Source organism: Paenibacillus cisolokensis, assembly GCF_050481165.1.
In the GTDB taxonomy this organism is placed as follows: domain Bacteria; phylum Bacillota; class Bacilli; order Paenibacillales; family Paenibacillaceae; genus Paenibacillus_AH; species Paenibacillus_AH cisolokensis.
On the sequence record NZ_JBCNFP010000030.1, the window covers coordinates 1 to 13,197 of the forward strand.

Sequence of the window (13,197 nt, forward strand, 5' to 3'; positions counted from 1 at the left end):
AGCCGGCCGGTCTTATCGTTCCCCGGTGTCAGCGGTGTCGGTGTCAGCGGTGTCGGTGTCAGCGGTGTCAGCGGTGTCGGCGTCATCCGCACCATGGATGGATAGGAGCGTCGGAGTGTCGGACCGAACGAGCGCGGAACGAACGGTGCCCGGACGGGCAGCCGGTCGTTCCGTCGCGGCTGCGAACCGGTTCGGAGGAACGGGCAGTCCGAAATGTTCGTTCAAGGTGCTGTCGGCGTGGTCGGCGAGCCGGGCTAAACCTCGTTTATTTCAACGAAAGCTCGAATCTGGCGCCTGCGTCGCCGGCGAATACAATGACGCCGTCCTTCGGCAGCACGACCTTGTTATTGCCGGTGATCGTGGAAAACTCGATTACTGCGCCGTTGCCGTCGTATACGACAAACGCGCCGTTCTTCGGCAGCTTCACCGTCAACGTCTTGCCGGCGGCTTTATCGGGCACCGTATACCATTTGGCGTAACCGTTCGCCTGGATCGTCGCGGCCGATTTCTTGCCGGCGTAAAGCGGCTTCACCGCTTTCTCGTGAACAAAGATGCTGCCTCCGGCTTCGACATATTCGGTTCCGCCCTGGTTCGCAAAGCTGAATTCCATAATGTCCCGGCCGCTCATGCCCGGAATTTGCACATTGGAGGCTGCGGAATCCGGGCCGGTCAATTGCCGGTCGGCCCAATATCCGGGCAGGCCGCCGGTCAGATCGATCGGAAGGATGGGCGCCTGCAAATACGCAGCCGACGTATATTTTTCGTTTACCACATAATATTTGCTGCCGTCGCGCTGCTTCCATGCGGCCGCCGTCCGTGCCGGAACGTCGCGGGGCTCGAGCTTCTCGGCGGCGTAATACGACAGCGCCGTCTGCCCCAGACCCGGAATTGTGGCGTACGACCGGACCCAGATGTACGTGCGGCCGTTCTTTTCGGTAACGAATTCGACTTTCGTACTGCCGTCCCCGCTCATGAAGGAACCGTCCGCCGTATAGAAGTATTTCTCCGCGGGATAGTCCGGCAACTGAATGATGGAAAGCGACAGTTCGCCGTCCTCGGAAAGATCGGCCCGGATCGATTGGCTCGTGGCCGCGTATACGCCCGCGTAAGACAGCATTTCCTCCGGCATATCCGCTTTAACGGGCTCGCCGTAAGATTTCTCCGGCTTGATGGCATCGATTATTCCTTTTTCCTTCAAGGCATTAAGCAGCATGTCGTTGGCCAGCAATTGGTTGAGCGTGCTGGAACCGCCCGAAGAGAGAACGGCGGCGGCCATATTATGCTCGGGCAGGACGACGAGCGCGGCATGGTACAGCAGCGTGTCGCCGCCTTTGGTCAGCGCCTTGATGCCGTAATCGCCGAACGGGAACAGGTTCACGCTGTCCCAGCCGAGCCCGTAGCCGATCGAGTTGTCGGCTTCTTCGGGCCACAGCCCTTTCTTGTATTCCTCTTGCTCCATCGCGCTCACCGCCGCGTCCGACAGAATGCCTTCGACCTGCCCGGTGAAAATTTGCGAGAACCGGACCAGATCTTCGGCCGTCGAATATACGCCGCCCGTTCCGATGACGTTCACCGATTCGTTCGGAAGCTGGCCTTTGATCGTCGGGGAATACAGGCCCGCCATCCCGGCCGGGTCCGGATTGTCGAGCGGCGTCGCCGTACGGGACATGCCGAGCGGCTCCGTGAAATGTTCGCGGATAAAGGTGGTGTAGTCGGTGCCGCTCACTCTCTCCACCAAAATTTCGGCCAGCGTGAAGCCGTCGTTGCAGTAGACCGAGAAGGCTCCGGGATCGGCCTTCAACGTCTGGCCTTTCAATTGCTCCAGCAGCGTGTCGTGGGCGTACGTGTCGTTGTCCTCGAACAAAAAGGCGTTCGCCAGCGTCGAACCGCGCAGACCGGAAGAATGGTTGAGCAGCATGCGCGGCGTAATCTGCTTGTACCTCTCGTCCTTCATCGTAAACTCGGGAATGTACTGGACGACCGGCTTGTCCAGATCGACCTTGCCTTCGTCCGCCAGCTTCATGACGGCTGCCGTCACGAACATTTTGCTGGTGGAGCCGATGCCGTACATCGTTTCCGCGGTCAGCGGGATTTTTCCTTCTTCATCATTTCGCCCGGATTGGCCGGACACGACGATGTTACCCTGATCGATAAGTGCATATTGAACGCTTGTCGTGCCGTACGTCTCCGTCAGCAGCGCGGCTTTCTCCGCCGCGGCCTTGCGCGTATTCTCGTAATCCTTCCCGGCGTTTTGGCCGGTTGCCGCCATCGCCCCCGTCGGCATAAGCAGTGTCAGCGCGAGCGAAGCGGCCACAATCCATAAACGTTTTTTGCCCATGATTTTCCTCCTTTACGTTTTACTATGTATGACGTTTGTGCGCTCCAAAGTGTTCAAAAATATGTATTTCTTTAAAAAGTTTTTATATTGCGTTTTCTTCTATAAGCGAATGAAAGACCGATAAAAGTAGAGAGGGATCGGTTTCTGTTGCAATAAGCGATACAAAACGGGGAGGAACGACGATGAGCGAAGAAGCGAACGCTGCCGGATGGGATGCCATTGAAAGGGCCATGTCGAAGATTTACGGCGATCAGGAGCCGAAGCACTACGGGACGCTTATTCCCTATATGCTGGGAGGCCGGGACCCGCTCGACGGCATTAGCGCATACAAGGCGGAACGGCCTTATCCGCATTGGCATTTTGTTACGTTCGGGTTTTCGGAGCTGTACGATAAGGAATCGGACGATCCCGAACGCAGCGGCTACGGATTCGAACTGACCTTTCGGCTTGCGCGCGGGGAAACGGAGGAAGAACCGCCGGCCTGGGCGATGAACCTGCTGCAAAATATGGGGAGATACGTGTTCAAAAGCGGCAACGTCTTCCGAAACGGCGATTACCTGGATGCCAACGGCCCGATCTGCCTTGGGGCCGATACGAAGCTGACGGCGCTGGCCTTTGTCCGGGATCCCGAGCTTCCGGCATTGGACACGCCGAACGGGCAGGTCGAGTTTTTGCAAATGGTCGGCATTACAGGCTGTGAGCTCGAAGCGATGCAGACGTGGAATACGCTCGGCATGCTGAATGTTTGCGAGGAGCATATGCCGCGTTACATCACGGATCTGTCGAGGGATTCCTTCATGCGGGTGCCTGCGGTCGCCGAAGCGGTGCAAAGAGGGATGGAACGGGACGGATCGAGCACCGGTTTTTTATATGTCGATCAATTGGGCTGGGAGCCGGCCAAGAGGCGTCTGCTGGGCAAGACCCCGGCTGCGCTCAGGCTGGGCGCCAAGCAGGCCGGAATCGTCGGCAAGCTGCTGGCGGGACGCATTTTGAAAGGAAAGTCTCTTTCGATGACAGGTCCGGATGTTCGGGTCGTTTTTGAGCCGGGGGAGAAACCGGGCTTCGAACAAGGTCAGAACGAGGTTCGGATCAAGCTCGACGAGGCAAGCGCTACCGAACTGTCCCGGAAGCTGCAGCCGAAGGAAGGTGTGATCGAACTGTCCGCTTTTAAAGGGATGGTCGTTCAAATCGTCAAAACCTATATGAAGGACCCGAACGGCAATATCGTGGCGGTGATCGGCTAACCCCCGCGGACAGACGCCGTGCGAATCCGTTTCTTCATAAAAGCCACAGTTTGATTTTCCTGCACAAAGTGATTGGCGTCACTTTGGCGGAAATCATCCTGTGGCTTTCCTTGTGCCATCGGCTATCGCTTGTATTGGCGGCCGGCTGCAAAAAAGTGCAACGCCCGGAAATTGCCGTGTAAAATGTTCCCCTTGTCGGAAGTCAAGAGTGCGCTTACATTTAACAACGCTTACAATTAACAACAACACGTGGCGCCTCGATGGAGAAGGGGAATTTTGACTGAAATGGGGGATTTCATGATTGCTAGCAGCCGTCGCATCAACGCATCCGAATTGGTGACGGGCCGCACTTCCGTTTGGAAAAGCGTCTCATTTCATCCACATAGGTTTGAATCCGCCCATTTCGATATTGACATCAAAGCAAAGTCGAAGTAAACTCTATGTAAACGATTACGTAATCGTTTACATAGTCTGCTGGGCGATGAAGCCACGCGCGAGGCGAAACGGGTCGGTCCCAAGCAACGATTCGAGAAAGCGGCTGCGGAAGCCGGCGTGTCGGCGGCGGCCATGCCCGGAGTTCTCCGCGACAGCGGCTATGCCAGACCACCGGACGCGAACGTCCCGAAGGCGTGATACGGGCGACGAAGGAACCTGGAAACAAGCGTCCGCCTTATTAGTATAGCAGTGATTTTACAGCGGCGATTTCGCGGCGGAAGGCCCGGCCTGCGAAATGGGAAGCAAGGCCGGGAAGCTGCCGATCGGGCCGAATTTATTAGGAAGGCTGGCAGGACGTTAGGCTCATGCGCATGGATCGCAGCGTGGTCGAGCGCATCCTTGGGGCAATCGCATCCTGATGGGAATGACAAGACGGAGGGGAAAGCTGCATATGAAGCGTTATGCGATCGGCATCGATTACGGGACAGAGTCGGGAAGGGCGCTTCTCGCCGACTTGGCGACAGGGGAGGAGGTCGCTTCCCACGTGACGCCTTATCCTCACGGCGTCATCGACGAAGCGCTGCCCGGAGGCAGGCGGCTCGGGCCCGACTGGGCGCTTCAGCATCCGGACGATTACGTGGAGGTGCTCAGGCGCTCGGTGCCCGAAGTGCTGCGGATGGCCGGCGTCAGTCCGGACGAAGTGATCGGCGTCGGCATCGATTTTACGGCCTGCACGATGATGCCGCTCGACAAGTCGGGCACGCCGCTCTGCCTGCGCGAACAGTGGCGGGACGAACCGCATGCCTGGGTCAAGCTGTGGAAGCACCATGCGGCCCAGGACGAGGCGGACCGCATCAACGAAATCGCCAGGGAGCGCGGCGAGGCGTTTCTGCCCCGGTACGGCGGCAAGCTGTCGTCGGAATGGATGCTGGCGAAAATATGGCAAATCTTGAACGAGGCGCCGCATATTTATGAGCAGACGGATTTGTTCATCGAGGCGGCCGACTGGATCGTCATGCAGATGACGGGCGAGCTGGTGCGCAGCAGCTGCGCGGCCGGCTACAAGGCGCTCTGGCACAAGCGGAGCGGCTTCCCGTCCGCCGATTTTTTCCGGGCGCTCGATCCGCGGCTCGAAGATTTGGCGCAGACGAAGCTGCGCGGACCGATCGCGCCGCTCGGCGCAAGGGCGGGAAGGCTGACCGGGGAGATGGCCGCGATAACGGGGCTGAACGCCGGCACGGCGGTAGCCGTCGGCGTGATCGACGCCCATGCGATGGTGCCGGCTTCCGGCGTCGTGACGCCCGGCAAGCTGGTCATGGCGATGGGGACGTCGACCTGCCATCTGCTGCTGAGCGACAGGGAGGTTCATGCCGAAGGCATATGCGGCGTCGTGGAGGACGGCATCGTGGCCGGATGCTACGGGTACGAAGCCGGGCAATCCGCGGTCGGCGACATTTTCGCCTGGTATGTGGAGCAGGCGGTGCCGCAGTACGTGAAGGATAAGGCGCAGCGGGAAGGGATCGGCGTTCATGAATGGCTGGAGCGGCAAGCCGCGAAGTATCGTCCGGGCGAAAGCGGATTGCTCGCGCTCGACTGGTGGAACGGCAACCGCTCCGTGCTGATGGATGCGAACGTATCGGGCCTGCTGCTCGGCTGCACGCTGCAGACGAAGCCGGAGGAAATATACCGCGCGCTGCTGGAAGCGACCGCTTTCGGCACGAGGAGGATTATCGAGGCGTTCGCCGACAGCGGTGTGGAGATCAGCGAGCTGTATGCCTGCGGCGGACTGCCGCAAAAAAACCGGCTGCTGATGCAGATTTACGCGGACGTGACGGGAAGGGAAATCAAAATCGCCGATTCGGTGCAGACGGCGGCGCTCGGAGCGGCCATGTTCGGCGCCGTGGCCGCGGGCTCGGCGGCGGGCGGCTACGATTCGATCGTCGAAGCGGCGGACCATATGGCCCGGGTGCGCAAGGAAACGTTCAAGCCGATCCCGGCCCATACGGAAGTCTACGAGCAGCTGTACCGGGAGTATGTGGCGCTGCATGATTATTTCGGCCGCGGCGGCAACGATGTGATGAAGCGGCTGAAAGCGATCAGAGCCGGGCTGAACGGATAACGCCGGATTGGTGCATAAGTACCAGGGAGAGGAGCGGCAACCTGCGCTCCTTTCTTGTTTTTCGGGAAACGAAAATGATCGAAACTTCCTAAAACCGAATCGCTCCTAACTTCGTTATAATAAATATGCGGCATTATATGCGGAATTTTTGAAACAGGAGCGAAAACATGATCGACATTTTAAAAGCGGTAATGTTGGGCATTGTCGAAGGTTTGACGGAATTCGCCCCCGTATCGTCGACGGGTCATATGATTATTTTTGACGATATGTGGCTGAAATCCGAACAGTTCTTAACGCAGCAAGGGGCCAATACGTTCAAGGTCGTCATTCAGCTCGGATCGATTTTGGCCGTCGTCATTTTGTTCTGGCAGCGATTTATCGACATGCTGGGGCTTGGCCGCCGTGCGTCGGAGCCTCGCGCCAAAAGGCTGAAGCTGACCCATGTGATCGTCGGACTGCTGCCCGCAGCGATTTTGGGTTTGCTGTTCGAGGATTACATCGATGAATATTTGTTCTCGACCAGAACCGTTCTGATCGGTCTTGTCCTCGGCGCCATTCTGATGATCGCCGCCGACCGGTTCCGCAAGAAGCGGCCGGAGACGGAGACGGTCGATCAGATTACGTACAAGCAGGCATTGACCGTCGGCCTGATTCAATGTCTTTCCCTTTGGCCCGGCTTTTCGCGCTCGGGTTCGACGATTTCCGGAGGCGTACTGCTCGGCATGAGCCACCGTGCGGCTTCCGATTTTACGTTTATTATGGCGGTGCCGATTATGGCCGGAGCCAGCGCGCTGTCGCTGTTCAAAAACTGGGAGTATTTGTCGGCCGATGCGCTGCCGTTCTTCATCGCGGGCTTTATAAGCGCTTTTGTCGTCGCCTATTTCTCCATCCGCTTCTTTCTGAAGCTGATCAACCGGATCAAGCTTGTGCCTTTCGCCGTTTACCGTCTTCTTCTCGCGGCTGCCATTTACGTATTGTTTTTTTAACGGTTGTTCCGGTGGCTGCCGATCAAAAAGCGATCGAACACAAGTTCAGCAGCCAACTTGTTGAAAAACCACAACAGGCTGAAAAAGGGAGCTGGTTAAAGCTTCCCTTTTTCTTTTTCATAGGCTATGTTAACTTCAACTATTGATATTTGATCAATAAGAACGTTTATTTTATAACCGGGTTAATATCTTGGTTTGGCTACAAAAGAAAACGATTGGAACGAAGGACTACGGGGTTGAGAAGTAAACAAGAAATGATGAATATCCTTGGAAATTTTGAAGATTGGGAAAAACTCCTATTAACCTATCCTGAGAATGGATATCAGGTATGTGGGCGGTTTTCTTTTGGAGCAAAATCTTAAGGTGCTTAATCGGAATGTTTTGCTTTTCATTGAATACGGTATTCGACATGAACCGTCTGTTCCGTTGCGGGACTGCGGTAACTGAGATAAAGAGTGTTTCCTTCCCTTTTCTCCAGCTTCAACAGTGTGGAGACGAAATACGCGTCCCCCGCTTCATCGACGCTCTCCCACAGCTTTTGCTCTTCTTCCGTCAGCAGCTTTCGATAGAGAACTTCGCTTGATTTATCCATCAGGTCGACATAAATGAGCTGCAGATTGCGGGCCGGCCGGACGAGCGCGAATCCCGGATCGACATAGTCGATCACGAAGGAGCCGGTTTCGCCGGTGATCGCGTTCAGATCGTACGCTTCGGAAAGGCGGCCTTGGCGGTCGATCAATTGCAAAACGTTACCGTCGAACAAATAGGACTGATTCGACTTAACTTTTTGGAAATCCGCAATGGCGTAATTGCCCGAATAAGTGTAATAGGATTTCTTGATTACCGCGCCATCCTTCACCAGAAACTGATATCGGTTGTGAAAGATCGTCATATGAGCCCCATGTTCGTCATCGACCGTCAGTAGCAATGATCGATCCCCGAAATAGTGCGTTTCGATGCTTCCCTGCTCAAGCGGCTTCACATTGGCCCCGGTCAGCTCGCGGATCTTTCCGTCTTGCGAGATGAACACTTTCCCGTTTTCGAACGATACCCAATAATCGGCCTTTGCATCGGCGTAATGAATGAACGCCTGATCCTTTACCGCAATTTCGTTTGCCTTCTTGTTCCACTCGATATTCGCTTTCGTTGCGGTCGCGATGAAACGTAGCGGAACATAGGTCGTACCGTTTCGGACGAACGGAGCATCCGGATTGGTCTTTGCGACTCCGTTGACGGTGACATCAGGCCGGTTCAAAGCAAGGATGATGTCGGTCTCCGGTCTGGCCAACGAAACGGTGTGGGAAGCAGCCTCGTACCGGACTTTAAATCCCATATTTTCGGACAACGAGCGAAGTGGCAGGTACGTGCGATTATTTCGGACGATGACATCCTTAGATAGTGCAACCTGTTTATCGTTCAGAATGACTCGAACTGTCCCGGCGGAGGCTGCGGAAGCGTAGAGAGGCACCGCCATAAAACTGAATAGCAACAATATGGCGGCGCTTTGGAAGATCTTCATTACGTTCCCTCACAATTTTACCCTATTTTGTTACTGGAGAATCCGTATCTTTAAAGAGGCTGCCCCTGTGAAATTCAGACCTTTCATTTCTTCGGCAAGATTCAGGAAAATCCTGCAAGTTGATTGTAATAAACATCGCTTTTATATTCATGAAAACCGCTCCGTTTGGAAAGACTTAACTTGAATTGAAAAGGAAACCGGACGGTGCAGATATGTCATATTCGAATTGGTTGCGTTCGAAAGTCTCGAAAAAACAAAATAAAGCGGCAGTTCCGGATCATGTTATGGATGAAAAGAAGAATCGCGAACTTAGCGGCAGTCTGGCGGAAGCAGTCGAATTTATGAAGAAGCTGCTGGGCGAGAACGACGATTTCGTCACGCATCGTTTCCATGTATTCGGGAAACATGACGCGGCCATCTTCTATTTCTCCCATATGGTTGACCAGTCGGTCATCAACAATGACATTTTAAAGCCGCTTATGCTGAAGCCACGTGAGAGCGGGCAGCAAGACGCTGCGGCTCCGCTTAAGGAAGTGCTGGTCAAAGATACGCTGTACCATAGCGAAGCCATTCTGGAGAAGCGGTTCGGGAAGCTGGTCGAAGGCTTGCTTTTCGGTCAGTCCGTCGTTGTCGTCGATGGAATGGACGAAGCGATCATGATCGGCACGCGCAATATTATGAAGCGTTCGATCGACCAGCCGGCGACCGAGCAGGTTATTCGGGGCGCGCGCGAAGGGTTCATCGAGATGCTCGGAACGAACATTTCGTTGCTCCGGTACCGGCTGCAGACTCCGGATCTTCGCGTCAATACGATGGAAATCGGCACGAAGACGAAGTCGAAAGTCGCCATCTGCTATTTGGCAGGCGTGACCAATCCGGGAATTGTCCGCGAAGTGAAAAATCGTTTGTCCAAAGTGAATATCGACGCGGTGCTGGACTCCGGGTATCTGGAGCAGTTTATCGAAGACAATCACTGGTCGCCGTTTCCGCAAGTGCAATATACGGAACGTCCCGACAAAGTGGCGGCCAATCTGCTCGAAGGACGGGTGGCGATTATCGTCGACGGTTCTCCGCTCGCTTTAATCGTCCCGACTGTTTTCGGTCAGTTTTACCAGACGATGGAGGACTATACCGAACGGTATGTCATGATGAGCGCGATTCGTTTGGCGCGGCTGGTGGCGCTGATTTTCTCCCTTATTTTTCCATCGATTTATGTGGCGATCATTTCCTTCAATCCGGAACTGATCCCGACGGAATTTGCGGTAGCGGTCGCCGGCGGACGAGCGGGCGTTCCTTTCCCGGCCATTATCGAAGTGCTCTTTATGGAAGTTACGATGGAGGTGCTGCGGGAAGCGACGATCCGGCTGCCTCAGCAGGTCGGCGGCGCCCTCTCCATCGTCGGCGTCCTTGTCATCGGGCAGGCGGCGGTATCGGCGGGTTTCGCAAGTCCGATCACGGTCGTCATCATCGCACTGACGACGATCGGGTCGTTCGCTACGCCGTCCTATAACGCGGCGCTGGCGTTGCGGCTGCTTCGTTTTCCCCTCGTGATCCTGTCCGGGATTTTCGGTCTGTACGGACTGATGATCGGGATCATATTCATTGCCAATCATTTGCTGTCGCTGCGATCGTTTGGCGTTCCTTATCTCAGTCCGCTTGTTCCCGGCAATTTTCTCGATTCGAGAGATCTGCTGATCCGGGGCCCGTTGTGGAAAATGAAGAGCAGACCGTCCTTTTTGCACCCTCTGGACCAATCCCGCACGGGGGAGAATATCGAACAAGCCGTTATTCATTCCCGGGAAGACGATATTATGGAACCTGTCCATAACCCGAACGCCAAGGACGACAATAGCGCTAAAGATGATGACAATAGCGCCCCGGACGACAAGAATGCCAAGGAAGACAAGGAGCGTTAACGATGAACGATTCCCGCAATATTACGGTCGGGCAGGCCACGACGATCTTGATCAGCACCATTATCGGCGTAGGGGTGCTTGCGTTTCCGCTTTTTGCCGTTCGCGGGGCCGATTCGGGAGCGCCTCTCGTTACGCTGCTGGGAACGATGCTGGCGTTTGTCGGGATGGTGTTCGTCTCGCTGCTCGGCATGCGCTTTCCGAATCAATCCATCATCCAGTACAGCGAGGACATTATCGGCAGATGGCTCGCCTGGATCGGCAGTGCGCTTGCAATCGCTTTTTTCGCCATACTGTCCGCTCTCATCGCCCGGGAATTCGGCGAGGTGGTCATTACGGCGGTATTGAAAAATACGCCACTGGAAGTGACCGTGCTGGTCATGCTCATCATGGCCGCCGTCTCTTCGCGCAAAAACTTGACGACGTTCGCCTACATCCATTATTTCTATTCCCCTTTGCTGCTCTTTCCCGTTTTGATCATCGTCGTGCTTTCGCTTAAAAACGCCGAGGCGATCAATCTGCTGCCGATCTGGGGCAACAATCCGTCCGGCATGCTGGAGGGAGTTTTAACGACGGCCGCTTTATACCAGGGCGCCTTCGTGCTGACGATGGTCATTCCGGCCATGAGCAAGCCCCAGTCGGCGCTGCGGGTTTCCATAAGGGGAATCTTGATTACGGGAACGCTGTACGTGGCCATCGTCATCGCGTCGGTCAGCGTATTCGGCGCCGAAGAAACGAAGAAACTGCTGTGGCCGACGCTGGAATTGGCGAAGGCGACTTCCTTGCCCGCCAACATTCTGGAACGATTGGATGCGGCGTTTCTCGCGGTATGGGTGACGGCGGTGTTTACGACGTTGTTTTCGAGCTATTACTTTACGATCCGTTCGATCAGCCAGCTGTTCCGTCTGACCGACCACCGCATGCTGTCGTACTTCGTTCTGCCGATCGTGTTCATACTGGCCATGCTGCCGCGAAACATTTTGGAAATGTACGATATTATTCAAATCGTCGGGCGCATCGGACTGCTGATTACGATTGCGTATCCGGGTGCGTTGCTCCTCATCGCGATGATGCGAAAGAAAAGAGGGGATACGGCATGATCGGGGAATTCTACAGCGGATATTTCAATTTCGCCGTCCCCTTATGGCTGTTGACGGGATGGTTCATTTTGCGCCTCGACGTCAAAAAATACGAGGATGCAGGCATGCGCAAGGAAATGAAAGTGTCCCGGATATTGGGATGGTTGAATCTCGTTGTCGGCGCCCTGCTTCTGATCGGAGCGTGGGTGATACGGATTTTCGTCTAGGCCGCGCATCGCACAACTGGAATGGAGGGACCGAAATGGGCAGAACGATACGGAAACTGTCTGCAAAACCGCTGTTTGCTCTTCTTCTCGTCGTTCCGCTTGCGACCGGATGCTGGGATCGGCTGGAAATCGAGGAACGAGCCGTCGTGCTCGGCATTTCGGTCGACGTAGCCGAACCGGGGGCGGCCCGGGAGAAAGAGGATGAGGTGTCCCATCTCGGGGCGTATCCCCCTCCGGAAGTGGATATGATCAAGGTTGCCGCGCAGATTGCCTTGCCCGGCCACATACCGCTCGGACCCGGAGAAGGCGGAGGAGCGAACAACGATCCGGGAAAAGCGGTATGGGTCGTCAATGTCGTAGGGCATACGATTGACGATGCGATTATGAATCTGCAGCAGCAAATTTCAGGCAAACTGTTTTTCGGGCATCTGCGCGTCATTGTAGTGTCGGAGGAAGTGGCGAAAAAAGGAATACAAAACTTGAACGATTACTTGCGCCGCAATCCGGAAGTGCGGCGGATGGCCTGGCTCATGATTTCCAAAGGAAAAGCGGAAAATCTGATAAGGGCCACTCCGAGACTGAAACGCGTGCCGACGCTTTATTTGATATCGACGTTGGACGACGCCGTCAAGCAAGGCAAATTTCCGCGCGATTATACCGGCATGTTCTGGAGCAACGTTTCCAAGAAAGGCCAGGAAGGATTTTTGCCCTATGTCGAAATGATGAAAGAGCAAAATATCGAAATCAAAGGGATGGCTCTCTTTCGGGGAGACAAGATGGTCGGCGCGACGAAGCCGTTAGAAATTGCCGCCTATATGTTGATCAAAGGGTTGAATCCGGCGGGGTACCGCGGGATGGTCCGGCTTACCGATTCGGAGGATACGGTAACGATTAACGCGACTCACCGGGCATCGAATATCGGGCTGGAGATCAGGAACGGCCATCCGCATTTCCGCATAACCGCGTTTTCGGAGATCAATGTAGAGGAAAAGACGTCCGAAGCGGTAACGGTCGCCACAACCGACATTCTGGAGAGGATTGCCAACGAAAATGCGCAATCGCTGCAGAAAATATGCGAGCAGCTCATCCGGAAATCGCAGAAATACGGGGCGGACATATTCGGTTTTGGCGAATATGTGCGTGCGTACCAGCCGCAGTATTGGAACCGGCATGTCCGAACGAAAGAGAAATGGCAGCAAATGTACAAGGACGTCACCTTTGAGGTTCGAATGAGTTCCTTTGTCCGCAGGATCGGCATGAAAGCCGAGTAAAATTCCCGACCGTCCCGTCTGGCGGCCAGCCGTCCGGCGGGATTTTTATGTTTTTTTGCGGCAATC

General features: G+C 55.2%; 9 protein-coding genes. 7 read left to right on the forward strand and 2 right to left on the reverse strand.

Features of this window, described 5'->3' with window-relative positions; genetic code table 11:
* Window positions 1-265: 265 nt before the first annotated feature.
* Window positions 266-2,338: a serine hydrolase domain-containing protein gene (locus ABEV74_RS05800; RefSeq protein ID WP_430144247.1), complete on the reverse strand. Its 2,073-nt coding sequence runs from the start codon at window positions 2,336-2,338 to the stop codon at window positions 266-268.
* A 182-nt stretch (window positions 2,339-2,520) separates the two neighbouring features.
* Between ABEV74_RS05800 and ABEV74_RS05805 the strand changes: the two genes are divergently transcribed.
* The 3 genes from ABEV74_RS05805 (at window position 2,521) to ABEV74_RS05815 (ending at window position 7,122) form a co-directional block, all read left to right on the forward strand.
* Complete coding sequence (locus ABEV74_RS05805) at window positions 2,521-3,582, forward strand: suppressor of fused domain protein (RefSeq protein WP_430144250.1); 1,062 nt, start codon at window positions 2,521-2,523, stop codon at window positions 3,580-3,582.
* An 886-nt stretch (window positions 3,583-4,468) separates the two neighbouring features.
* On the forward strand, window positions 4,469-6,136 hold the full coding sequence (locus ABEV74_RS05810; RefSeq protein ID WP_430144253.1) for a ribulokinase: 1,668 nt from the start codon (window positions 4,469-4,471) through the stop codon (window positions 6,134-6,136).
* A 167-nt stretch (window positions 6,137-6,303) separates the two neighbouring features.
* Window positions 6,304-7,122 (forward strand): undecaprenyl-diphosphate phosphatase, encoded by an 819-nt coding sequence (locus tag ABEV74_RS05815; RefSeq protein WP_430144256.1) that lies wholly within the window; start codon window positions 6,304-6,306, stop codon window positions 7,120-7,122.
* Between the two features lie 388 nt (window positions 7,123-7,510).
* Here ABEV74_RS05815 and ABEV74_RS05820 read toward each other — a convergent pair whose 3' ends face one another.
* Window positions 7,511-8,641 (reverse strand): stalk domain-containing protein, encoded by a 1,131-nt coding sequence (locus ABEV74_RS05820; protein WP_430144259.1) that lies wholly within the window; start codon window positions 8,639-8,641, stop codon window positions 7,511-7,513.
* 212 nt (window positions 8,642-8,853) lie between these two features.
* Here ABEV74_RS05820 and ABEV74_RS05825 point away from each other — a divergent pair, with 212 nt between their 5' ends.
* Genes ABEV74_RS05825 through ABEV74_RS05840 form a run of 4 tightly spaced genes read left to right on the forward strand, consistent with a single transcriptional unit; the run spans window position 8,854 to window position 13,131 of the window.
* Window positions 8,854-10,557 carry a spore germination protein gene (locus ABEV74_RS05825; RefSeq protein ID WP_430144262.1) on the forward strand — a complete coding sequence of 568 codons (1,704 nt, stop codon included), beginning with the start codon at window positions 8,854-8,856 and terminating at the stop codon, window positions 10,555-10,557.
* A gap of 2 nt (window positions 10,558-10,559) precedes the next feature.
* Complete coding sequence (locus tag ABEV74_RS05830) at window positions 10,560-11,654, forward strand: GerAB/ArcD/ProY family transporter (protein WP_430144265.1); 1,095 nt, start codon at window positions 10,560-10,562, stop codon at window positions 11,652-11,654.
* Window positions 11,651-11,860, forward strand: coding sequence for a CLC_0170 family protein (locus ABEV74_RS05835; RefSeq protein WP_062491270.1), 210 nt, complete (start codon window positions 11,651-11,653; stop codon window positions 11,858-11,860). The genes ABEV74_RS05830 and ABEV74_RS05835 overlap by 4 nt, the downstream gene beginning before the upstream one ends.
* Window positions 11,861-11,895: 35 nt before the next feature.
* Window positions 11,896-13,131 (forward strand): Ger(x)C family spore germination protein, encoded by a 1,236-nt coding sequence (locus ABEV74_RS05840; protein ID WP_430144269.1) that lies wholly within the window; start codon window positions 11,896-11,898, stop codon window positions 13,129-13,131.
* Window positions 13,132-13,197 lie beyond the last annotated feature (66 nt).

Bases quoted from the DNA above. Each gene is read 5' to 3' on its own strand.
- ABEV74_RS05825 (WP_430144262.1), top strand. From the start codon at position 8,854: ATGTCATATTCGAATTGGTTGCGTTCGAAAGTCTCGAAAAAACAAAAT.
- ABEV74_RS05830 (WP_430144265.1), top strand. From the start codon at position 10,560: ATGAACGATTCCCGCAATATTACGGTCGGGCAGGCCACGACGATCTTG.
- ABEV74_RS05810 (WP_430144253.1), top strand. From the start codon at position 4,469: ATGAAGCGTTATGCGATCGGCATCGATTACGGGACAGAGTCGGGAAGG.
- ABEV74_RS05815 (WP_430144256.1), top strand. From the start codon at position 6,304: ATGATCGACATTTTAAAAGCGGTAATGTTGGGCATTGTCGAAGGTTTG.
- ABEV74_RS05805 (WP_430144250.1), top strand. From the start codon at position 2,521: ATGAGCGAAGAAGCGAACGCTGCCGGATGGGATGCCATTGAAAGGGCC.
- ABEV74_RS05840 (WP_430144269.1), top strand. From the start codon at position 11,896: ATGGGCAGAACGATACGGAAACTGTCTGCAAAACCGCTGTTTGCTCTT.
- ABEV74_RS05835 (WP_062491270.1), top strand. From the start codon at position 11,651: ATGATCGGGGAATTCTACAGCGGATATTTCAATTTCGCCGTCCCCTTA.
- ABEV74_RS05800 (WP_430144247.1), bottom strand. From the start codon at position 2,338: ATGGGCAAAAAACGTTTATGGATTGTGGCCGCTTCGCTCGCGCTGACA.
- ABEV74_RS05820 (WP_430144259.1), bottom strand. From the start codon at position 8,641: ATGAAGATCTTCCAAAGCGCCGCCATATTGTTGCTATTCAGTTTTATG.